This window comes from Campylobacter concisus (assembly GCF_002912895.1).
GTDB lineage: Bacteria > Campylobacterota > Campylobacteria > Campylobacterales > Campylobacteraceae > Campylobacter_A > Campylobacter_A concisus_G.
In genome coordinates, this window is the sequence record NZ_POZX01000021.1 from 1 (window position 1) to 22,140 (window position 22,140).

Sequence of the window (22,140 nt, forward strand, 5' to 3'; positions counted from 1 at the left end):
GTTTAATTAGTGTGTAGTAAGTGATAAATTTTAGAAGCTAATTTATAATTAAGCTAAAAAATCTTTATAAATATAATAAAAGTACATCATAGAAACGTGATTACAGAGCGTTACAAGTTGTTTTTGCTTTGATCTATTGGGCAAAAATTATTAAGCATTTTTAATTTTTAAGCTTATAAAACGCAAAGCAGCCTACATTTGTTAATAAAGAAAGGTACTTAAAATTTAAAGATCGTACCAGCCAGGATTCATGCGTAAAAATATATTAAGGCTTACGATAAATATAGTTCTTTTTATAATATAAAGAGTATTTGGTGGCAATGTAAAAAATATTAAAGACGCAATTATAAAGAAAGCTCAATTTAAATAGTAAAAATAAAGGCTATTAAAATTTCAAATCCAAATATAAAACTAGCAAACAAGCTATTTCTTTTTATTTAGTTTTTGCCTATCATATCAAGCTTAGCTTTGCAAGCATCTTTATACGGGCTTACAAAATTTGAATCAGAGCACTCATTTAAATAAGGTCTAGCCAACTTAAACTGTTTTTGCCTTATATAGATTTCGCTTATCAGATTTAAAGCGTGTAAGCGGTCTTCTGGTCCAAGCTTCATATTTAGTATAAATTTCGTCTCGTCAAGCGCCTCATCTAGGTTATCTGTCTTTAATAATGCTTCTGAGTAGTTAAAATTTATCTTTGGTGAAAATGTATTTATCTTGGCTTTTGTTTGTAGCTCAAGAGCTTTTTTGGCATACGTTGTAGCTATGGCGTAGTCATTACTTTTCATCGCATAGTCGCTTATAGCTGTATATGCTTCGATAATCTTAAAGTCTTGGCCTCTTAGCTGCTCAATAGCGCTAATGGTTGAGATCGCCTCCGTAAAGCGTTTTAATGCAAGCAATGAGTAAAACCTGTCAAAAAGAGATGGCGTTGGATCTGAATATTCGACTGATGAGCCAAGTGAAAGTGCGTCATTTGCGGCAATGATCGCATGCTCATAGTCTTTGTTTTTATATAAAATTTTGCTCAAATTTACCAGCCATTCGACTCTATCTTCTAAATTTTCATCTTTTGCATGAGCTTTTGCTAGCTCAAGTGCATCGTTGTAGCGGGCCGTTCTGTAATAGCAGTTAAAGAGCTTAAATTGCGGTAATGAGATTTTATTTATATCGTAGTTTTCAAGTAAATTTATAACAGCCGTGCAATCATCTTTTATAAAATACTCTTTTGTAAGCTCTAGCGCAGCCTCATTTATCAGCTCTATTGCCTTACTTAAATTTCCATCTTTTGCCATGGTTTTGTAAGATAGTGCATCGGAGAATTTACGCTCTTTAATATCTAGCTCAAGCTCGCTTATTAGAGCCTTTTGACTAATATTTGTCCCAGCATATTTTTCGATGAGCTCTTTATATCTAGTGTGAAGTACAGTAGAGTTTTTGTCCTCTTCTTCAAAAAATAAACCATCTTTTGCCTTGGTGACTTCATCGACATAATCACCATATTTAAACTCTGCCTCGTACCGGTTTAAGTATTCGTACGCCTTTTTTTCATCTTTTGTTTTAGCTAGATTTAATGCTAAATTTTTTAATGCAACTTCATAAAAATCTTTTGTTCTATCGCTATTATTTATTAGTATCTCATATATTTTAGCGGCTACATCAGGTATATCTTTACTGGCAAATGTAGATGCTAGGTTCATCGATTTTGTTGGGTTGTTCATAAAAAATTTTTCATTTGCATTTGCGATTTTGAGCACAAATTTCTTTGCTTCGTCAAATTTTTCTTTATCGATATTCGCATCCGCCAAACTGAGCGCTGCTCTACTTGCAAGGTCTATATCATTTGTCGAGTAAAGCACCTTTTCATAGTCACTAAGTGCTTCTTTTTGTCTGCCTATTTTGTAAAGATAATCAGCATAATCAAGCGTTGCAAGTTTTGTAAATTTTGAATTCGCGTGCTCTTCGTTTAGGATATCAAGCATATATTTCGCATCACTTGCGATGCTATCTTTTAGGTAGGCTCTGGCGATCAGATATAGCACCTCTGGGTAGCTTTCGTCAGATGGAAATTTTCTGATCCAAACTCTGCCTTCGCTCACGATGTCCTTTGGCTCAAGCTCTTCAAGCTCGCTTTTTGTTTCAAAAATTTTATCAAGTGCTCTTAGTCTGTAAAGTAAAAATTCACTAGAAAAAAGACTCTTTGGGTGTCTTTTTATCGCAGTTTGAGTATCTTTTACTACGCTTTCAAAAGCGCCTTTTTCGTAAGCTCTTTTTATATTTATATAGATATCTATATCGTTGCTATCTAGCCCGGTAATAGGAGCTTTATTAAGATCTAATGCCCCAATGCTGGGACTTAGCATATCTTTAAAGTCAGGGGCAAAGTTTAGCCCAGATCTCTTTTTGCTACTCTCTACCAAAGATGTGTCGATGATGATGCTAAAGTGCTTTGAGATGCTGGTTCTTGGCGTATCTTGCACGCTTGGATTGTTGTAAAGCTCGGTCTGGACGTTTAGTAACTTTGATGGTGCTTTTGGCATGATCACGATAAAGAGCTTGCCATCTTGCTTTTTGTATTTTATATCCATTAGTGGTAGCGTCGTGTCCTCGATGTTGGGTAAAATTCCATCATTTAGCATGCAGACATAACGCTTTGTATCATAGGCTAAAATTTGCTCCACACATTCAAATTCTTGCTCATCGCTTAGTTGTAGGACGCTGTAAGGCTTATTGCCATTTGCGCCGCTGTTTAGACTAAGGCTAAAAGCAGTTAGATAAAGCGGAAAAAATAAAATGATTAAGAGCTTTTTCATGCCGCCATTATAGTTAAATTTTCTAAAATCCTGAAGCAAAGACAAAATGCCCAATAAATTCTAAAATTGCCCCAGAAAACAAAAAGGCAAAGACCGTTCCGGCCACTGCGATGCCAACTATTACCTTTAGTGCCATCGAGACGTTTGCTGTGTAGAGGTTTTTATCCTGTACGATAGGCTCTTTTAAAAACATAAAGACAATGAGCTTTAGGTAGTAGTAGATAGCAATGGCGGAGTTTACCATGATAATGACGCTAAGCATGACATAGTCAGCTTTTATGAGCGAGGCTACAAGTACCATTTTGCCCCAAAATACACTAAATGGTGGAATGCCAGCAAGGGCGATCATAAAAATTCCCATTATCACGGCATAGCTTGGTAAAATTTTAATAAGCCCTGAAAATTTCTCAAATGGATGTTTAAAGCGTTTGTCCCAGCAGACAACGTCGTCGCACCTTGCCACCCAGAGCATAGAAAATGCACCCAAATTTGCAAACAAAAACATGACCCAGTAAAAAAACAAGGCAACATTTGCCTCGTGAGAATTTGCCACAAGCGCGCAAAGCACGACACCAGCGTGAGCTATGGAGCTAAAGGCGAGCATTCTTTTTACATCCTTTTGCACTAGAGCCATGATATTTGCAAGGCTCATCGTAAGCACGGCGATGATGTAAAGAAGGTCTTTTATCCACGAAATTTGCGAGGCTTCAAGCATGGTAAAGACGCGAAGTGCGACGATAAATGCCGCTACCTTTGGCACAATCGACATATAGCCTGCTAGCGGGGCATTTGAGCCCTCGTAAACGTCTGGTATCCACGTGTGAAATGGTATGAGCGAGAGTTTAAAGCCAATGGCTGAGGCGATGAAAACGCAGCCAAGTAAGATGATTAAATTTTGATTTAGGCTCAGATCTTTTATCACAATGCCGATACGAGCGATGTCTATTGAGTTTGTCGCTAGATAAAACATCGCTATCGCCATCGCAAAAAAGCCAGCTGAGAGTGAGCCCATAGCAAAGTATTTTATAGCAGCCTCAACGCTTTTTGCCTTGTTGTGAAGGGCGATTAGGGTGTAGAGGCAAAGCGAGCTGATCTCAAGGCCTAAAAAGATGATGAGTAAGTTATTTGAGCTCACCATAAACAAAAATCCAGCGATCATAAACAAAAATAGCGCGTAATACTCATAAATTTTGTACTCAAAATACTCTTTTGTGCTAAGTGCGAGCGGGATAAAAAGTGCTGAGGCGATTAGGATGATGACTTGAGAAATGACCGAAACCCCATCAACTAAAAGCATATCCCAAAAGCTAAGGCTAAGACCGTTAAAATCAAGTATTAGGCCCAAATTTACAAATATTGCGATGATGCAAAATACGCAGTAGAAATTCCTCGAAAGATCCTTTTTTATAGCACCTACTATGAGGATAAAAAGTGCAAAAACCATCATGCTAAGCATCGGCGAGAGTGATTGCAAAGAGATCTCGTTTAGGTCTAAAAAGGCTATTTCGTTCATAGTTTGCTCCCGCCATTTAAAGATGAAATTTTATCTTTTGTATCGCTATTTACAGCTCTAGTTTGCATTTTGCTTATGATATTTTGCACGCTTGGCTCAAGCGGCTTTAGGATTAAATTTGGAGCGATACCAAGGGCGATGATGAGTAAGCAAAGTGGCACAAGAGCGGCTAACTCTTTAAAATTTAGATCCTTTAGGCTTAAATTTTTCTTCTTACACTCGCCAAAAAATACCCTTTTATAAAGCACCAGCATATAAACAGCGCCCACGATGATGCTAAAGCCACCAAGTAGCGCAAAGAGCTTATTTAGCTTAAAGACGCCAAGCAGGCTCAAAAACTCGCCCACAAAGCCGATCGTTAACGGCAAGCCGATACTTGCAAGCGTTGCTATAAAAAATATAAGCGCATACTTTGGCATCACCTTGGCAAGGCCGCCAAATTCGCAAATTTCTTTGGTGTGAGCCCTCTCGTAGATGACGCCAACTAACAAAAATAGCGCGCCACTTACGATGCCGTGGCTTATCATCAAAAATATTGAGCCGCCAAGACCTATTAAATTTAGCGAAAATATGCCAAGCATGATGACGCCCATGTGTGAAATGGAGCTATAAGCGATCACTTGCTTCATATCGCTTTGCGCATAGGCAACAAGGGCTGCGTAGATGATCATGATGATGGCTATAATGCAGACAAGGCCGCTTAAAAGTAGGCTCGCATCTGGAAAAAGTGGGAGCGAAAATCTCACAAAGCCGTAAGTGCCCATCTTTAAAAGCACACTAGCAAGCAGCACTGAGCCGATAGTTGGAGCCTGTCCGTGCGCGTAAGGCAGCCACGTGTGAAATGGAAATAATGGAGTTTTCACGCCAAAAGCAAAGAAAAATGCTAAAAATAGCCAAATTTGAGCATTTTCTCCGATGCCAAGCTTATACCAGTCAAGCAAGCTAAAACTAAAGGCACCACTTTTTTGATAGCACAAATAGCCGATAAAGATGATCGCTACTAGCATAAAGACAGAGCCCAAAAATGTATAGATGAAAAATTTAATCGCAGCGTAAATTCTATTTTTACTGCCAAATGCGCCGATGATGTAAAGAAGCGGTATGAGGCTAAGCTCCCAAAAGCTATAAAACAAGATCATATCAAGTGCGCTAAAGACGCCCATCATCGTGCTCTCTAAAAATAACACGCTAATAATTAGATGCTTTAAATTTCCATCATCACTAAGTGCGGCGATAGAGATGAAGCTCATAAATGCACTAAGTACGATAAGTGTTAGCGAAATGGTATCGATGCCGACAAAATAGCTGATATTTAGACTTGGTATGAGCGGGACTTGATGCATGAGTACGAACTCATAGCCTTTAAAATCAACATTAAAACAGATAAAAATGGCTAACAAAAGCTCAATAAGAGCGATGCTTGCTCCGTAAAATTTGATACTTTTATTTTCTATCAAGAAGCCAAGCATAGCACTAATGGCAGGGAAAAATATGATGACATTTAGCATTATTTGGCTCCGTTTAATAAAAATATAAAGCTTAAAAGCAAGGCAAATCCTGCAACCATAAACCTAAGCATGATGCTTAAGTCGCCGCTTTGCATTTTGTTTGCTAAATATGCAAATTTAGTAAAGGCAAGTGCGACTAGATCGACGCTTTTATCGATTATCATCTCGTCAAATTTTTTGCAATTTTGAGATAGCCTTGTGTAGCCATTTATAAAAAATTTCTCATAAAATTTTGGGATAAAGTAGGCATTTTGTAAAATTTTATAAATTCTGCTCTCACAAACACTCTCTTTAAAAATTTCTTTTTTATAAGCAAATACTGCAAAGCCAGCGCTTGCTAGCACTAGACTAAGTGTTAAAATAAGTAAAAAAATTTCGCTGCCATGAGATAAATTTAGTGAAAAATCTTTTAAGCTTTTTTCTAAAAATCCACTAAAGTTGCTCCAAAAAAAGCCGCTAATGATAGAGAGCACACCAAGTGCTGCCATGCCAGCTAGCATGTAATTTTTAGCTTCATGCACATGTTTCTCGCTCTTTGGTTTTGCAAAAAATACAAGCATAACGAGCCTAAAGCTATAAAATGCCGTAAGTACGGCACCAAAGAGTAAAATAATCCATAAAAATTTATTCTCACTAAAAGCAACCTCTAAAATTTTATCTTTAGAGAAAAAGCCAGCAAATGGATAAAAGCCAGCCAGCGCACAGCTTGCGATGATAGAAAGGAGCGCAGTTGGCTTCATAAATTTATAAAGTCCGCCCATTTTTTTGATATTTAGCTCATCATTCATCGCGTGCATGACGTTACCAGCGCATAAAAAGAGAAGCGACTTAAAAAATGCGTGCGTGACAAGGTGAAAAAGTGCGATCTTGTAAGCCCCAAGACCAGCTGCTACAAACATATAACCAAGCTGCGAAAGTGTCGAGTAAGCGATGATCTTTTTAAGGTCATTATGCACAAGCGCGATGCTAGCTGCAAATATCGCTACAAATGTGCCAAGGTAAGCTATAAAGTGTGATACTTCAGGCACGTTTACAAAGATGAAATTCGCGCGTATGACTAGATAAACGCCAGCCGTTACCATGGTCGCAGCGTGAATGAGCGCAGAAACTGGAGTTGGCCCCTCCATGGCGTTTGCAAGCCAAGTGTGAAATGGAAACTGTGCACTTTTACCCATGGCGCCTATAAAAAGAAGTGTTGCAATGATGCCTAAATTTAGCCCGCTAAAGTCGCTTCTAGCGTTAAAAACCTCGCTAAATTTAAGTGAGTCAAAGCTATAAAATATATAAAAAATGCCAACAAGCATCGCGAGGTCAGCGACTCTATTCATTATAAAGGCTTCGTTTGCAGCGATATTTGCACTAGCTCTTTTATACCAAAAGCCAATGAGTAACCACGAGCAAAGTCCAACGCCCTCCCAGCCGATGAACAACCTTATAAAGTTATCGCTTGATACAAGGACGTTCATACAAAAGACAAAGAGCCCAAGATAACTAAAAAAGCGGTTAAAGCTTGCGTCATCTTTCATGTAGCCAATCGAATATATATGCACTACACTAGCTACCACACCCACAGTGCTAAGCATAACAAGGCTAATGGCGTCAAGATAGAAGCCAAAATTTAAATCTAGACCACCGAAATTTATAAATTCTTTTAGTGATAAATTTAGCGGTTCATCTATGCCAAGGCTAGCTGTTAGCATGAGTGAGGCAGTTGTGCTAATTATCATTAAAAGTGAGCAAAAGATACCAAGTAAAAAATTTTTACTACTATGTGAAAAAAGTCCAGAAACGATAAAGCTAAGAAGAGGGAAAAATAGTGAAATACAAAATAAAGTCATCTCTTAGCCTTTCATATTTGTCATCGAATCTAGGCTAATGCTGCCAGTCTTTTTATACCAAAGCACGAGCAGGCCAAGCCCCACAGCGACTTCACTAGCCGCGATGGCAACTATAAAAAATGCAACTATTTGTCCAGTTAAATCAAAGTGATATTTTGAAATGGCAGCAAGTGCGATATTTGCCGAGTTTAGTAAAATTTCACTTGAGAAAAATAGCATGATCAAATTTCTTCTTCGCATTATGCCAATTAGCCCTATGACAAAGACTAAACTTGCAAGGATGAGGTAGTGGGTAAGCCCTATCATAGCATCTCCTCTAGTGTATTTTTAGTATTTAGGTCTTTATGTATCAAGATAATGCCAGCAACCATTGCCACAAGAAGCATTACAGCACACATCTCAAAAGCGATTAAATACTTGCTAAAAAGAAAAATTCCAATAGCCTCGATATTGCCAAGCTCGCTAGCAATGGGACTTAATCCATCAAATTTTGCACCATAAATAGGTACTAAAAATATAAATATCAAAAGAAGTGCTATAAAGCTACTTAAAAGATAGATGGTGATCTTTGCTTTTTTGCTACTTTTTGGCTCACATTCTTTACTGCTATCAAAAAACATCATCGCAAATGCGTATAAAACGACCACAGCACCTGTGTATACGATGATCTGCACTACGCCTAAAAATTCCGCTCCAAGTAAGAAAAATATAGCCGAGATAAAGACCATGCCAGCAGCTAGCGCAGAGACTGCATTTAGTGCGTTTTTGCAAAATACACTAAAAGAAAAACTAACTAAAACCAAGGTGCTAAAAAGATAAAATGCAAAACTCTCATACATCTTTTGCCCTTTTAAAATTTATACTACTCATCACTTTTTGTCTCATTTTCATTTTCGCTTATAAATGCATTTGGTGTCTTTTTGATTAAGCTATCAGCATTTTTAGGAAGCGCTCCGTATCCTTCAAACTCGCTTTGATCTTTTAAAAATTTATCTTTTGTCAAAAACTCATCTTTTGTGCCAAATATAATCCTACTCTCACTTGCAACTTCGTACTCTTGTCCGCAAACTATCGCAAGCTCAGGGCAAACATCAGCACAAAATCCACAATACACGCATCTACTTAAATTTATTGAGTAGCTTGCGACCTTTTTGCGGCCATCTTCACCAAGTGAAGTCTTCATCGAAATACAGTTGCTAACGCAAATTTTCTCACATAGCCCGCACCCAATGCAACGTTCATTTTCACTTTCAACAAATTTTAAAAGCTTGTGAATACCCCTATATCTAGCATTTAGCTCCATCTTTTGCATAGGGTATTTTAAAGTATGCGACTTGCTAAAGAACATCTGCTTTATCGTGACTTTTAGTCCGATCAAAAGATCAGGCTTAAATGTGGCAGCGATGAAGTGCTTAAATTTATCAAACGTGCTCTTTGGCTTTAACTTTTCATCTATTAAAATATATTTTTTCTCACTCATTTTTCGCCTTAGATTAGTAGCATAAAGCCAGTGATTACGATATTTAAAATTCCAAGTGGAAGCAAAATTTTCCAGCAAAATGCACTTAACTGATCAACTCTTAAATGTGCCCATGAAGCCCTTACCCAAAGAAAAAAGAAAAAGACAACGCTTGATTTTAAGATGATCATCAAAGCACCTGGGATAAATAAAAATTCGTTAAATCCACCTAAAAATAAAATCGTAATGATGATGCTAGCAGCGATCATATTTGTGTACTCGCCGATGAAAAACATCGCCCATCTCATGCCGCTATACTCGGTGCCATAGCCTGCTACTATCTCTGTTTCGTTTTCTGTTAAGCAAAATGGCGTTCTATTGCACTCCACGAAGCTTGCTATTAAAAAGAGCAAAAAGGCAAGGGGCTGCTTAAATATAAGCCAGCCAAAAATTCCTTTTTGATAGTTGTTTATATCCACAAGTGAGAGTGAGCTAGTTACCATTACGACGCTTAAAAGAGCCATGCCAGCGACTATTTCAAAACTAAGAAGTGAGACTACTGCGCGAGCTGCACTAATTAATGCAAATTTATTATAGCTTGCAAGACCTGCTGCAAGTGGAGAGAAAACGCAAACTGAAGCAACGCCAGCTATGTATAAAATACCAACATTTATATCTGAGAGAATCGGACGTAATGTATGTCCAAAAATTTCAAACTCAGGCAAAAATGGAACAGGTGCAAGCGCTGCAAATGCGGCAATGGCTGATATTAGTGGAGCTATTAAAAAGATAAATTTATTCGTATTTGCTGGTACGATATCCTCTTTTATAAAGAGTTTTATCATGTCAGCTACTATCTGTAAAATTCCAGCAGGTCCCACCATATCAGGTCCCACGCGGCGCTGCATGTAGGCTAGTACCTTTCTCTCAGCATAAGTTGCAAGTCCTGCAAGGCTTGCCATGACGGCTAAGATGACCACGGCTTTAATGATAGTGCTTAGCACAAAAAATAGTGTTTCACTCATCTTTTGCCTTTATGATTTTAACTACGGCGTAGCTTTTACCATTAAATATAACGCCCACATTAAGCTTGTCGTCATAATCACCTAAATACGCACCAACTCCGCCAAGCTCGCTATCAAGCTCCACACAAATGGCAAGCTTTCGCCTATCTTTTTCTAAAACAATCGCTTCATTTTGTGAAATTTCAAATTTAGCCATAAATTCGCTACTTGCATAAAGCTTCGCTCTTTTGGCTGTTTGTGTGGCATAGTTTGCAAAAAATGATGGTAAATTTATAGGATTTGCAAGATTTATAAGTGCCTCGTCATCTTTTAAATTTATGCTCTTGCTATCTTTTAAAAGCGGATATATATCATCATTTGGCGTAAAATTTGAAATTTCTAGTTTATAACCTCTGTGACTTGTGCCGTTGTTTGCGTAAAAATTTTCTAAATCATCAAATTTAATGCCTCTATATCCTTTTTCTTTTGGCAAAAGTGGCGTGTAATCAATCGTATCTTTAGCCATTAGTCCAAGTGCATTTGCGATATCGTTTAGAAAATAACCTTTGTGCGGTATCGCCACATTTGTTGGCACTAGGGCGTTATTTATGCTTGTAAATGTTCCTTCTTGCTGATTTAGCGCGCTAGCATCGATGTCACCTTCAAAAATGCTAAATTTATAATCACCATTTTCGTTATAGCCAAGCGTCTTGCCAGGCTTTTTCTCGCTTGTAAGAGTGCAAATTTTAGCAACGCCAAGTGAGTTTGTGCGTGGTGGTATTAGCATCACACGAAAAGGCGTAGCTCTTGCGATCACTCCAGTAAGTGCGGCTAGTAAATTCGCATTTTCATCCGTATAAAAATCGCTTCCTAAAATGAGCGTAAATTTCCTTTTGCCCTCGCTTAAAGCCAGTATATATAAGCCAAAATTTTCATCAAAATTTTCAAGCTTTGATGTAAGTGCGCTAGGTAAATTTTTACCCCAGTTTTTAAGTATAAAAAGTAAAATTTGCTCTAATTTTCCAGCTTCATGCGCTACATAGATAAAATTTTTAGAATATTTTTTAACGATCTCATCGGCTATGTGATGAAAGTAAATTCCAGCTGCTTTGTTCATTTTTAAAGCGTTATTTAACTTAAAGCTTGTCACTGGACTCTCATGCCTTAAGAAACTGCCAGCAGTGATGATAAAATCGCTATTTTTAATATCTGCATAATCTGCGTTATATGAGCTAAGCCCACTAAATTCACTAAATTTATTTAAAAATTTTTGATAATTTAGCGCTTCATTATTTATTAAATTTAGATCAAATTTCTCTCTTAAACGCTCTAAAATAAGGGCCTCTTCGTTTGTGATGAAGCTATTAAATTTTATATTTTTGATCGCGCCATTTTTAATATTTAAAACAATCTCTTCAAATTTCTCTTCATTCTTACAGGCAAGCTCGTTGTGAAAGTCATAGCCAAACCTAGCTGCTCCACTTATTTCGCCAAATGTAAAATCATTGTTGACGCGGTAAATTTGCTTACTTCTATCGCTAGTGCTCTTTTCTTTTACATCATAGTAAATTAGCTCGCAATCGCTTTGATGTGGATTTGCTGCTGGGATAGGGTTTAGCTCCCAGATATTTGTGCTATATTGAAAATGCGAACTAATAAGCGCTCCAGTAGGGCAAACGCTGATACACTCGCCGCAAAATGAGCAGTCAAGACTCTCGCCCACGCTTGGGCCTATTAAGCTTTTTTGCATTTTGCTAAAAACAGCATAGGCATCTTTTGGCATACTCTCTTTTAGCTCTTTTGGCACCTCAACGCCTCTTGGTACGGTCTTTAGCGCACTCTCACCGATCCTATCCTTACAAACAGTGACACATCTTTCGCAGACTATGCAAAGAGCTGGATCGTAGTTGATTAGCCCCCATTTTTTATGTGGTTTATGCGTGTCAGTTATGGCAAATTTTTGCTCATTTACTTTTAGATGCGTGGTTAAATTTTGTAGTTCGCATTCGCCGCTTTTATCACAAACGCCACATTGAATCGGATGATTTACGCAGTAAGTCTGCATGATCGCATTTCGCTCGGCAGCGATTTCTGGCGTGTTTGTATAAATTTGCATATCCTCTTTTGCTTTGGCATTGCAGCTATAAACTACTTTGCCATTTGCCTCGACCATGCAAAGTCTACAAGCAAGAGTTGGTGAGCAGCCACTAAGATAGCAAAGAGCTGGGATATAAATTCCATTTGCCCTTGCGATATTTAGGATACTCTCGCCCTCATCTGCTTCTAAAATTTGATCATTTATGCTTATTTTCATTTACTAACTACTACTTGTTTAAATGCGTATCCATCAAACTCTTTTGCGCCAAATATCGCAACTGTGCCTTTTAACGAATGGTCTAGTTTAAATTTTGCCTTCACGCTAAAATCTTTTGCTTTAAGCTCTAGTATATCGCCATCTTTTGCCTTTGCTACGATACCAAACTGCACACCACCTACGATCTCATCGCTTGCGTTCTTGTTTAGATAAACGACCGCTCCGTCAAAATTTTCAAGCTCTTTTAGCTCGTCTATTTTGTGATAATCATTAAATTCTTTCCTGCAACCACCAGCTAAAACGACATTTTTGCCTAAAATTTCAAGTAGCCAAAAGATCGCATCTTTATCTGGATGAGTAAAAAATGAATCATCAACAACGATGTTTTTAACGTCCTTTATCCACTCGCCAAGTTCCTCAAACTCCTCCTCACCCACGTTGCACTCGCCACTTATCAGCCCATCATCAAGCTCACTAAAAAACTCATCGCAAGATAAATTTGCGTATTTGCAAAGAAGAGCTAAGACGTAGCTTATTGAGCCTATTTCACAGCGGATTAAATTTTCGCCGCCAAGCTCGCTATCTTCAATGCAAGAGATGTACTTAAATTCGTGCTCTTTTATCTTTTTTGCTAAATTTTTATCGCTCAAGCTTAGTAAATTTGCAATGCTTAAGCTTTTACCTGCTATTAAATCATTAAATTTCATATCTTGCCCTTTTTTATGGTTAATACCCAATCAACTTGGTTAAATTTAAGTGAGTTCATCACTTCGCAGTTTAGATTATAGGCTAAATTTGCAGCCTTTGTCACACCACTAAAATCACCTATCTCAAATAAAAATATAATCACTTCGCCAGCCTCGCTAGCCTTTATCTGCTGTCCAAGAGTGCTCAAAAACTCACTCTTTAAGTGTCTAAGATCGACCCTTCTCATCTATCGACCTCGCCTAAGATGATATTTGTGCTACCAATTATCGTAGCGACATCAGCGACGTACTGACCTACTAATAAATCTTCATAAATAGCGCAGTGCCAAAAGCTTGGTGTGCGAATTTTTAGGCGATATGGGCTTGCGCTGCCATCTGAGTTTATATAAATTCCAAGCTCGCCCTTTGGCGATTCGCTAGCAAAGTAAATTTCACCTTTTGGTGGCTTTAGTCCCTGAGTTATTAGCACAAAATGCTGCATTAGCGAGTAGTTTTGGCTCATTATCTGCTCTTTTGAAGCGCTCACGTAATCTGGCGCGTCGGCGATGATCGCAGGGCTACTTATTTGATACTTGCTAACACACTGCTTTAAAATTTTCACGCACTCGCGCATCTCTTTCATGTAAAGCAGATACCTTGCGTAGCAGTCGCCGTGTGTCGCATAAGGCACGTCAAATTCTAGCTCATCATAGATGAGATATGGCTCTTCTTTTCTGATATCACGTGCGACCCCGCTTGCTCTTAGCATGACGCCAGAGCAGCCGCTACTAAGGGCTAGCTCTTTGCTAATTACGCCCACATCAATAAGCCTTGCTTGCCAAATTCTATTTTCGCTTAGCAGATCTTCATAAAGTGTGATGTCGCTTGGAAATTTTTCGCAAAATTTAAGCAGCTCCTCGCACCAGCCATCAGGCAGATCAAGCGGCACACCACCGATCCTTATCGAGCTATGAGTTAGTCTTGCGCCGCAGTATTTTTCTATAAGATCAAGGACGTATTCGCGCTCTCTAAATGCGTATAAAAAGACGCTCATTGCCCCCACATCAAGGGCATGCGTGGCTAAAAATAAAAGGTGTGAGCTGATGCGGTTTAGCTCCAAAAGCATCACTCTAATAATCTGCGCACGGCGAGGCACTTCGATAGCGCAAAGCTTCTCCACAGCCGCGCAAAATGCGTAGTTATTTGCACTTGATGCGATGTAATCAACCCTGTCAGTCACTGGGATAAATTCCTGATAGGTCATATTTTCAGCCATCTTCTCAACGCCTCGGTGCATAAAACCAACCTCTGGCATGGCACGCACGACCTTTTCGCCATCAAGCTCAAGCACGAGCTTTAGCTGACCATGAGCGCTTGGGTGCTGTGGGCCAAAATTTAATATCATCTTGCCGTCATTTTGCTCAAATTCTAAATTTTCAAAAAATGGTTTTAAGCGGTTTGGTGACTGGCTCAAGGTCTTTCCTTTACTATCTGGCTCTGGCTAAATTTAGCCTTTTTGACAAATTTTACGCCACCATCTTCTTGATACTCGTACTCTTCGCTAAACACCCTTGAAAATCCAAAGGTATCTTTCTCGTCCACATATGCTGGGTCGCGGTTCTCTTCGCCAATTTGCTCTCTAAATTCACTTCCAAAAATTTTATCCACCTCGTACCATTTGGCAGCCTCGTCGCCAGTTAGCGGATAGCTCTTTAAGAGCGGGTGTGAGTGCCAGTCATCAGGCATGATGAGGCGCTTTAAATTTGGATGATCTTTAATGAGAACGCCGCTTAGATCATACATCTCGCGCTCAGCCCAGTTTGCGCTTTTATAAAGCTCGCAAACACTTTTTAGCATTTCATCTTTTTTTACAAAGCATTTTACACGAGCGCGTCTATTTTTACTAATGCTAAGAAGCTGATAAAAGACTTCATATCCACCTTTTTGATTTATGAAATCAAGTGCTGCAAGCTCACTAAGCTGTTCGTAACCAAAGCTTTTTAGTGTCTCAAGAGCTTTAAAATTTTCACTAGAATTTATATAAATTACAAGCTGATCAAACTCCACGTAGCTAGATAAATTTTCTACTCCGCTTTGCTCTAAAACAGCCAGCTCCTCGTCAAATTTAGAGCCACTTGCTGCTTCTTTTGGCGTCTGCTTGGCGATATAAAATTTCTCGCTATAGTACTGCTTTTTTTGCAGATCGTTTTTTGGCTTATACTCTCTCATATCTCAAGCTTTCTTGGCTTTTGCGCCCTAAATGCACTTTGTTTTCTTATCTTTTTTTGAAGCATCATAAGCGCGTATTGAAGCGTTTCTGGGCGAGGAGCACAGCCTGGGATGTAGATATCAACTGGTATTATTCTATCAACACCTTGAACGGTTGAATAGGTGTTAAACATGCCGCCAGTGTTTGCACAGCTACCCATTGAGATGACCCATTTTGGCTCAGGCATCTGATCATAAAGACGTCTTGTAAACTCAGCGTGTTTTTTAGTTAGCGTGCCAGCTATGATCATCACCTCTGAGTGTCTTGGACTTGCTCTAAAAATGGTGCCAAATCTATCAAAGTCATATCTACTAGCGCCACTTGCCATCATCTCGATCGCACAGCAAGCAAGCCCGTAGCTAAGTGCCCAAAGCGAGTTGCTCCTGCCCCACTGAACTAGCTTATCAACGGTTGTTAAAGCGACTGGCAAGCCACCATTTGCAGCGTAATTTATCTGATGCTTTGCCATTTAAAGACTCCTTTTTGCCAAGCATAAGCAAAGCCGATAAGTAAAATCGCCACAAAAAGCAACATTTCGATTAGTCCAAAAATTCCAAGTAGCCTAAAATCCACCGCCCACGGATACATAAAAATGACTTCAACATCAAACAAAATAAATAAAATTCCATAAAAAAAGTAGTGGATATTTATCTTATTTGGCTGTTTTACAGTGGTTGGACCACACTCATAAAAGCCAAGTTTTAGACGCTGGGTATTGCGGTTGGCTAGTTTTTTGCTTATTTTCGAAGATAAGAATGTTATTAAACAAAATGAACAAGTCGCTAGTAAAAGTATGATAAATGCACCAAAATAGGTGCTTTCAAGCTCCGAATGTGACATACTTTGCCTTTTTTAATTTTTAAGATTCTACTAAATTTAAATTTATTTGAGCTTGAAACGGCTTAAGAGTAGGGTGAGTATTGTGCTTTTGTGTAAAAATTACTCCTATTTTATCTTCTCAACTGCATCTTTTGCAGCACTTATTCGCTCGCTCTCGTCTAGTTCGCGCACAAAGCCATCTTTTACCAAAATGATCCTAGTTGCTACATCAAAATAGCTATCATCGTGGCTAACAGCGATTATGCTGATGCCCTTACTTTGTAAAAACGGCAAAATTTCTTTGTAAAATTTACGCTTAAATAGCGGATCTTGATCGGCCGCCCATTCATCTAGGATGAGGATAGAGCGGTGCTCTAAAATAGCTATTAAAAGACTTAGGCGCTTTCGCTGACCGGTTGAGAGTTGCGTGGTACTAAGCTTATTATTTATGACGCTTACTTTTTTGTCGATCTCAAGTAAGGCTAAAAGCTCGTCTATTTCGTTTTGGCTAGCAAAGCCATTATGAGAGAGCGTTTGCGAAAATAGATAAAAATCAGCAAAAATAGCGCTTATCTTTGCCTGATAGCTTTGTAAATTTGCTGCATCTATCTTTGTGCTATCAAGGTAAATTTCGCCACTACTTGGGCGCATTAGCCCGCAAAGTAAATTTATAAGCGTACTTTTGCCGCTACCATTTTTACCGATAATAAATGTTATCTCACCGCGTTTGATCTCTAAATTTACATCTTTTAGGCTAAATTTGCCGTGAGTGTAGTTGAAAATTATATCTTTTAGCTTTATGTTTTGCCACTCGCCATTTAGGCTATCGTCAAATTTGAAGCCTTCCTGAAATTTATTTAAATTTAAGCTCATAATCTTTTCTAAACTCACTTTTGCGCTAAGTGCGGCCGGTATGGAGCCAACCATACTCATAAATGAGCCTCTTAAAAATAGTATCGTTAAGCTAATGCTTAGTGCCGTTTGCAGGCTCGCCCAGTCAAATGCTACGCACAAAAATACACAAAGTCCAACTGAGCCAAGTAGCATAATGTTTGTAAAATTATCGCTTAATGCGTGATAAATATCGGCCTTTACCATATTTTGACGTTTTTTATCGCCTGTCAAATTTAGCTCATCAAAGCAGACACTTGCCCTTGCTCTATTTAAACTAAGCTCTCTATGCCCCTCTACGATATCGTCGTAGTGCTTTTGCAATGCGTCATCTTGAACTCTAGAATGCTTAAAATAAAGATGAATTTTTTTCATAAAAAGCGTATTTATAAAAAGAGTCGCACCGATCCAAATGGATAAAAAGATAAAAATTTTTGGAGCGATTACACAAAGATAGATGCTGGCACAGACGATAAAAACTAAGCTTTGTATAAAACCAGTAGCACTCATAAAAGCAAATGTGATCGTTTTTATATCATTGTTTAGACTAGCTATGATCTTTGCCTTGCCGATCTCGTTTATCACACTATTTGGCGTGTCTAAAATTTGCTTTACACTTTGATATCTTAGCTCGTAGATAAATTTATGCCCAAAATTTGTAAGCGATATATTTGCGGCGATGGCGCTTATAAAAAATAAAAGTAAGACTGCTATAAATTTAATTGCAAGAATCGGATCAAATTCTTTTAAACTTACAAGCTCATTGTTTATAAATGAAAGGGTCCAAACACCAAGTCCGCTAAATAGGAGTGTTAATAACACTATTTTAGAAATTTGGTAGATATTTTTTTTGATTAAATTTGCAAGCATTACATCGCAGCTCGTGGCTGAATGATATTTGGCTCATACTTTTGTTCAGTATTTTCGCTCATTATGCGAAGCACCTTGCTTCGTTTTATCTTAGCGTCATCCTTAAATATCGCACGCACTTTGTCCATGCCAGCGTAAAAATCACGCATAAGCACGATGCAGATATATTTGCCAAAAAATGTCGGCTTGATAATGCCATTTTCTTCATATACCGCATTTACAAGCTTAAGCAAGCTAAGCTCCATAAATAAGGCCTTGTTAATGTTTGTGCTATTTTCATCGTTGTATCTTTTAATATCAACTCCGCCATCAAAAAGCCTTGTTAAAAACGTGTATTTAAGTCGCTCTTTCTTACTAAAACCACATTTTGCGATGACTGGGCTTTGCCTATTTTTTATCCTTTTGCCGTATTCAAGTAGATTAAACGCATTTATTACAAGCTCACCGTTAAGAAAGCTAAATGCTCCGCTACCAACGCCAAGATACTCTAAATTTGAGCCAACATATTCGTCGCGAAGATCGGCATTTTTTTCATTTGAAAACGCCCAAGCATTGCTTTGTTTGTAGTTGCTTTTGCTAAATTCTTCAGTGATTATCTCATAAAATTCACGCTCATTATCTACGTTTGAAACGCCAAGCGAGCGAGCTATATTCTCTCTTGTTAGCTCTGATTTCATAAGTGGATAGAAGGTGATCTGCTGCGGAGAGATCGATTTCGCAGTATTTATGTCGTTTATGAGTTGCTCTTTTGTTTGATTTGGCAGGTTAAAGATGAGATCCAGGCTAATGACTGGGATCTTACCAAGAGCAAGCTCAAGCTTTCTTTTTACCTCCTTGGCTGAGCCAAATTTTTCATATCTGCCAACTCTTTTTAACGTTTCATCATCAAAGCTTTGTACGCCAACGCTTAGTCGATCAATTAATCCATCAAATCTAGCTAAACTCTCGGGTGAGATGTGATTTGGATCGCTTTCTGCTGAGATTTCATCTATACTAAAAAGCTCTTTTGCAAGCTTAAGTGTCTTCTCAAGCTCTGGCTCATTTATAAGCGTCGTGCCACCGCCAACATAAAGTGAATCAAAGTCAAATCCAGCCTCTTTAACCTGTCTCATCTCCTCGCGCAAATTTTCAAAGTAAATTTTTGCAAGCTCCTGCTCATAATGGTACTTGTGAAACGAGCAATATGGACAGAATGTGTGACAAAATGGTACATGTGCGTAGAGCATATACTTTTTGTCTTTTTTGGGAGTTTTGGTGTAGGTTGTGGTTAAAATGTCTATATTAAATTCATTATATAGTGATCTTTGAATAGAATTATGAGCGTAATTTACGGCAAAATTCTCGACAATATTTTTAAAGATCATAACTAATCGCCTTAAATAAGTTTGGTTTTAAATTGATATGTTAGGATAGCTAACTTTTAATAAATTTAGCCTTGTGCTAAAGAAAATTTTAGCTTAGCTAGATAAATTTGGCCTATAAATTTTAATTTTTTAAATCTATAAATTTCACGTATCGATCAAATTTTAGCCCCAAAGCTTAAGGAAGTTACTCCTTGGCTCTTGAGATAATTTTGCTTGCATCAAGCTCAAATTTTACTCCATCTTTTGTCTGCAGATAATAAAATTTACCAAGAGTTGATAGGGCTTTTACATTATAAAGTTTTATAACTCCGTTTGTTTCGTTTTCATCATAATAAGTTTTACTATCATCACAATATATGCCATTTTTGCAAATTTTTTCTGGCAAAGCACCTGTTATACTTTTTTCAATAGATAAATATTTATATTTAATGTTAGTGATTTCAAATTTCTTTGCGATGTCATCCACTAGATAAAAGAATATAACTATTGGACATAAAAACATTAAAATAAGTGAAATTTCCTTGTGCGTACCATCCTTATAAATACCTTCACAAAAACACAAAACACCTAAGCAAAAAAAGATATATGTAATGTAAATAAAAAATAGATTTACCACCAAAATAGAAATTAGATTAGTTTGAAAATTAGACAAAAATATTAAAATAAAAATATAAGCGAGCCACATTATCATGCAAAGAGCAAATACTCTTTCCAATATTTTTCCCTTGATCCATATTGTAATACACGATAACAAATATGATAATGCTAAAAAAACCATAAAAGTAAATAGTACGCCTTTTGCATCTATATAGAAAGCTATACTTATAATAAAAGTAGTTAATAGTGCTAGAGGAAATGATAAAGATAATAAAAAAAGTGAAAAATATTCACCATTTTTATATCTGAGGGAGTATCTTATATGTCCAGGATAAAGCATTATGGGCAATATAATAAAAATAGTAAAAATAGCTACAACAAAAAACAATAATGCTCCGACATGAAAAATATCAGAATTACTTAAAACTGGAAAATATCCAACAAAGAGACTAAAATATACAAAATAACAAATCATACTAGCTAAACTAACACCAGTTAGTATCAGTGGATGAAATTTTAAAAGAATTTCAATATGACTTTTTTGGTAAGTCTTACTAGCCCGCCTTTTTCTTTCATCTAAAATATCTTGATAACTCAAATTTAAATCCTAAAAATTTATAAAAGCTTGCTATTTAAGCACCTTTGCGATTTCGCTCCAGCCTAAATTCTCAGCAAAATCAGCTGCCGTTTTGCCACTTTTTGTGCGGGCATTTTTATCAGCGCCGTTTTCTAGCAAGAGATTTACAAGATTTAAATTTCCTGCGATCGCCTCGTTGTGAAGCTGTGTATAGCCAAACTCATCAGCGTCTGTGACCATATTTGGGTGCTCTTTTATATACTGCTTTACTTGCCCATACGTATTTTTGCTCATTGGATGCTCTATCAAATTTTCAGGATGCTCTTTTTGCTCGTAAACAACCAAAATATCGTTAAAATCGCCAAAATCAAGCCCCCACTCTTTATCGTGCTCTTTTAGCTCTTTCTTTTGCATGCGTGAGCGCATCGCCTGCACGCTAAATCCGCCGTATGCGCGTCCATCTATCGAAAAGAGCCAGTCGCTCATCTCGTCTATCTTTGCGCTTATTTGGTCGCCCAACTTCACGTTTTGCACGCTATCTGGCTCATTTACGAGCGTGCCATATATCGTTTCGCCGTCAAATTCCACATCATCTATCCACATGTGCTCACCGACTTCTTCGCCATTTACTACATCTAAGAAGCAAATTTTTACCATCACATAATCAAGCATAGGAACGATCCTGTGGCGCTCCCAGTAAACCTCACGCCAAAAATATCTAAAGCTCTCTCTGGCCTGCTCAAACGCACGCTGCATATAGTCTTCGTCGCTACTTACAAAATAGATTGGCATTTGCTTGCCAAGATCGATTTGTTTACCGAGAATTTTCTTAAAAAAGCTCATTTTTTTGTCCTTATTTTTCATTTTAGATAGATCAAATTTGAATGCAAAATGATAAGATAAATTTCACTCATAAATCCGACAAATTTTAAATACAAAAATCATGCGAAATTTCGCAAATTTAGCCCAAAATCCTATAAAATTTTAAATATAAAAGTCACGCAGCCATTTCGCAAAATTAGGCTAGGCGATTTAAATTTTTGCAACGGGAGTTACCGAGTTGGTAATAACCGAGTAAAAATTTAAATTAACGACGCATAATAAAGCGAAAAAGTGCGTTACTTTAGGTTTTTAAAGCTTATCGGAAGTTCTAAATTTAACCCCCTCACCAGCTTTATGCACTCCTGCAGATCATCTATGCTTTTGCTAGTTACTCTGATCTCTTCGCCCCTGATCTGCGCGCTCACCTTGATCTTTGAGTCTTTGATTGCCTTGGTGATCTTTTTTGAGTTTTCGCCATCAAGCGTGTCATTTAGCTTTAGTGTCGCCTTTAAATTTCCACCACTCGCTGGCTCTCTTTTTGTCTCTGTGATCGCTACTGGTGGGATGTTGCGCTTGATGAGCTTTGAGATCACGATGTCTTCTAGCGCGTCTATCTTGTTGTCGCTTGAGCTAAGAAGCGTGATAAATTTTTCTTTTTCGTTTAGCTCGACTTCAGCTGCAAGCCCTTTAAAATCATACCTCGCAGCGATCTCTTTTTTTGCCGTCTCAAGAGCGTTTTTAACCTCCATCATATCGACCTCAGCACTTATATCAAAACTATGCTCAGTTGCCATTT

At 37.8% G+C, this 22,140-nt stretch carries 20 protein-coding genes; all 20 read right to left on the bottom strand.

Translation table 11 applies throughout. The features are described 5' to 3' along the window. Nucleotides 1–437: 437 nt before the first annotated feature. Nucleotides 438–2,813: a tetratricopeptide repeat protein gene (locus CYP51_RS02220; protein ID WP_103624228.1), complete on the bottom strand. Its 2,376-nt coding sequence runs from the start codon at nt 2,811–2,813 to the stop codon at nt 438–440. A gap of 22 nt (nt 2,814–2,835) precedes the next feature. Then, entirely contained in the window at nt 2,836–4,326 is a 1,491-nt protein-coding gene (nuoN, locus tag CYP51_RS02225; RefSeq protein ID WP_103624201.1) for an NADH-quinone oxidoreductase subunit NuoN, read from the bottom strand. Further along, on the bottom strand, nt 4,323–5,834 hold the full coding sequence (locus tag CYP51_RS02230; protein ID WP_103624202.1) for an NADH-quinone oxidoreductase subunit M: 1,512 nt from the start codon (nt 5,832–5,834) through the stop codon (nt 4,323–4,325). The genes nuoN and CYP51_RS02230 overlap by 4 nt, the downstream gene beginning before the upstream one ends. After that, a complete protein-coding gene (gene nuoL / locus CYP51_RS02235; RefSeq protein WP_103624203.1) occupies nt 5,834–7,672 on the bottom strand; it encodes an NADH-quinone oxidoreductase subunit L in 1,839 nt (612 codons plus the stop codon). Before nuoL ends, CYP51_RS02230 begins: the two co-directional genes overlap by 1 nt. A 3-nt stretch (nt 7,673–7,675) precedes the next feature. Beyond that, complete coding sequence (gene nuoK, locus CYP51_RS02240; RefSeq protein ID WP_085657926.1) at nt 7,676–7,978, bottom strand: NADH-quinone oxidoreductase subunit NuoK; 303 nt, start codon at nt 7,976–7,978, stop codon at nt 7,676–7,678. Further along, nucleotides 7,975–8,511, bottom strand: a complete 537-nt coding sequence (locus tag CYP51_RS02245; RefSeq protein ID WP_103624204.1) for an NADH-quinone oxidoreductase subunit J — start codon at nt 8,509–8,511, stop codon at nt 7,975–7,977. The genes nuoK and CYP51_RS02245 overlap by 4 nt, the downstream gene beginning before the upstream one ends. 23 nt (nt 8,512–8,534) lie before the next feature. Next, nucleotides 8,535–9,152, bottom strand: a complete 618-nt coding sequence (gene nuoI / locus CYP51_RS02250) for an NADH-quinone oxidoreductase subunit NuoI (protein WP_103624205.1) — start codon at nt 9,150–9,152, stop codon at nt 8,535–8,537. Nucleotides 9,153–9,160: 8 nt separating this feature from the next. Next, nucleotides 9,161–10,156, bottom strand: a complete 996-nt coding sequence (gene nuoH / locus CYP51_RS02255; protein WP_103624206.1) for an NADH-quinone oxidoreductase subunit NuoH — start codon at nt 10,154–10,156, stop codon at nt 9,161–9,163. Further along, nucleotides 10,149–12,449 (bottom strand): NADH-quinone oxidoreductase subunit G, encoded by a 2,301-nt coding sequence (locus tag CYP51_RS02260; RefSeq protein WP_103624207.1) that lies wholly within the window; start codon nt 12,447–12,449, stop codon nt 10,149–10,151. The genes nuoH and CYP51_RS02260 overlap by 8 nt, the downstream gene beginning before the upstream one ends. After that, nucleotides 12,446–13,156 (bottom strand): hypothetical protein, encoded by a 711-nt coding sequence (locus tag CYP51_RS02265; protein ID WP_103624208.1) that lies wholly within the window; start codon nt 13,154–13,156, stop codon nt 12,446–12,448. Before CYP51_RS02265 ends, CYP51_RS02260 begins: the two co-directional genes overlap by 4 nt. Continuing rightward, the gene (locus CYP51_RS02270; RefSeq protein ID WP_103624209.1) at nt 13,153–13,383 is read right to left on the bottom strand and encodes an NADH-ubiquinone oxidoreductase subunit E family protein; all 231 of its coding nucleotides are present in this window, start codon (nt 13,381–13,383) and stop codon (nt 13,153–13,155) included. Before CYP51_RS02270 ends, CYP51_RS02265 begins: the two co-directional genes overlap by 4 nt. Then, nucleotides 13,380–14,609 carry an NADH dehydrogenase (quinone) subunit D gene (nuoD, locus tag CYP51_RS02275; protein WP_103624210.1) on the bottom strand — a complete coding sequence of 410 codons (1,230 nt, stop codon included), beginning with the start codon at nt 14,607–14,609 and terminating at the stop codon, nt 13,380–13,382. The genes CYP51_RS02270 and nuoD overlap by 4 nt, the downstream gene beginning before the upstream one ends. Further along, entirely contained in the window at nt 14,606–15,364 is a 759-nt protein-coding gene (locus CYP51_RS02280; protein ID WP_103624211.1) for an NADH-quinone oxidoreductase subunit C, read from the bottom strand. The genes nuoD and CYP51_RS02280 overlap by 4 nt, the downstream gene beginning before the upstream one ends. Further along, entirely contained in the window at nt 15,361–15,873 is a 513-nt protein-coding gene (locus CYP51_RS02285; protein WP_103624212.1) for a NuoB/complex I 20 kDa subunit family protein, read from the bottom strand. Before CYP51_RS02285 ends, CYP51_RS02280 begins: the two co-directional genes overlap by 4 nt. Continuing rightward, nucleotides 15,855–16,244, bottom strand: coding sequence for an NAD(P)H-quinone oxidoreductase subunit 3 (locus CYP51_RS02290; RefSeq protein ID WP_021090439.1), 390 nt, complete (start codon nt 16,242–16,244; stop codon nt 15,855–15,857). The genes CYP51_RS02285 and CYP51_RS02290 overlap by 19 nt, the downstream gene beginning before the upstream one ends. A gap of 105 nt (nt 16,245–16,349) precedes the next feature. Further along, nucleotides 16,350–17,984 carry a multidrug ABC transporter permease/ATP-binding protein gene (locus CYP51_RS02295; protein WP_103624213.1) on the bottom strand — a complete coding sequence of 545 codons (1,635 nt, stop codon included), beginning with the start codon at nt 17,982–17,984 and terminating at the stop codon, nt 16,350–16,352. Beyond that, nucleotides 17,984–19,348, bottom strand: coding sequence for a coproporphyrinogen III oxidase family protein (locus tag CYP51_RS02300; protein ID WP_103624214.1), 1,365 nt, complete (start codon nt 19,346–19,348; stop codon nt 17,984–17,986). The genes CYP51_RS02295 and CYP51_RS02300 overlap by 1 nt, the downstream gene beginning before the upstream one ends. 184 nt (nt 19,349–19,532) lie before the next feature. Continuing rightward, nucleotides 19,533–20,543: a hypothetical protein gene (locus CYP51_RS02305; RefSeq protein WP_103624215.1), complete on the bottom strand. Its 1,011-nt coding sequence runs from the start codon at nt 20,541–20,543 to the stop codon at nt 19,533–19,535. A gap of 30 nt (nt 20,544–20,573) precedes the next feature. Next, entirely contained in the window at nt 20,574–21,365 is a 792-nt protein-coding gene (locus CYP51_RS02310; protein WP_103624216.1) for a DUF2314 domain-containing protein, read from the bottom strand. A 275-nt stretch (nt 21,366–21,640) separates the two neighbouring features. Beyond that, nucleotides 21,641–22,138, bottom strand: a complete 498-nt coding sequence (locus CYP51_RS02315; protein WP_103624217.1) for a YajQ family cyclic di-GMP-binding protein — start codon at nt 22,136–22,138, stop codon at nt 21,641–21,643. Nucleotides 22,139–22,140 lie beyond the last annotated feature (2 nt).

Bases quoted from the DNA above. Each gene is read 5' to 3' on its own strand.
- nuoN (WP_103624201.1), bottom strand. From the start codon at position 4,326: ATGAACGAAATAGCCTTTTTAGACCTAAACGAGATCTCTTTGCAATCA.
- nuoK (WP_085657926.1), bottom strand. From the start codon at position 7,978: ATGATAGGGCTTACCCACTACCTCATCCTTGCAAGTTTAGTCTTTGTC.
- nuoH (WP_103624206.1), bottom strand. From the start codon at position 10,156: ATGAGTGAAACACTATTTTTTGTGCTAAGCACTATCATTAAAGCCGTG.
- CYP51_RS02310 (WP_103624216.1), bottom strand. From the start codon at position 21,365: ATGAGCTTTTTTAAGAAAATTCTCGGTAAACAAATCGATCTTGGCAAG.
- nuoL (WP_103624203.1), bottom strand. From the start codon at position 7,672: ATGACTTTATTTTGTATTTCACTATTTTTCCCTCTTCTTAGCTTTATC.
- CYP51_RS02220 (WP_103624228.1), bottom strand. From the start codon at position 2,813: ATGAAAAAGCTCTTAATCATTTTATTTTTTCCGCTTTATCTAACTGCT.
- CYP51_RS02290 (WP_021090439.1), bottom strand. From the start codon at position 16,244: ATGTCACATTCGGAGCTTGAAAGCACCTATTTTGGTGCATTTATCATA.
- CYP51_RS02295 (WP_103624213.1), bottom strand. From the start codon at position 17,984: ATGCTTGCAAATTTAATCAAAAAAAATATCTACCAAATTTCTAAAATA.
- CYP51_RS02245 (WP_103624204.1), bottom strand. From the start codon at position 8,511: ATGTATGAGAGTTTTGCATTTTATCTTTTTAGCACCTTGGTTTTAGTT.
- CYP51_RS02270 (WP_103624209.1), bottom strand. From the start codon at position 13,383: ATGAGAAGGGTCGATCTTAGACACTTAAAGAGTGAGTTTTTGAGCACT.
- CYP51_RS02300 (WP_103624214.1), bottom strand. From the start codon at position 19,348: ATGATCTTTAAAAATATTGTCGAGAATTTTGCCGTAAATTACGCTCAT.
- CYP51_RS02285 (WP_103624212.1), bottom strand. From the start codon at position 15,873: ATGGCAAAGCATCAGATAAATTACGCTGCAAATGGTGGCTTGCCAGTC.
- nuoI (WP_103624205.1), bottom strand. From the start codon at position 9,152: ATGAGTGAGAAAAAATATATTTTAATAGATGAAAAGTTAAAGCCAAAG.
- CYP51_RS02280 (WP_103624211.1), bottom strand. From the start codon at position 15,364: ATGAGAGAGTATAAGCCAAAAAACGATCTGCAAAAAAAGCAGTACTAT.
- CYP51_RS02315 (WP_103624217.1), bottom strand. From the start codon at position 22,138: ATGGCAACTGAGCATAGTTTTGATATAAGTGCTGAGGTCGATATGATG.
- CYP51_RS02230 (WP_103624202.1), bottom strand. From the start codon at position 5,834: ATGCTAAATGTCATCATATTTTTCCCTGCCATTAGTGCTATGCTTGGC.
- CYP51_RS02265 (WP_103624208.1), bottom strand. From the start codon at position 13,156: ATGAAATTTAATGATTTAATAGCAGGTAAAAGCTTAAGCATTGCAAAT.
- CYP51_RS02260 (WP_103624207.1), bottom strand. From the start codon at position 12,449: ATGAAAATAAGCATAAATGATCAAATTTTAGAAGCAGATGAGGGCGAG.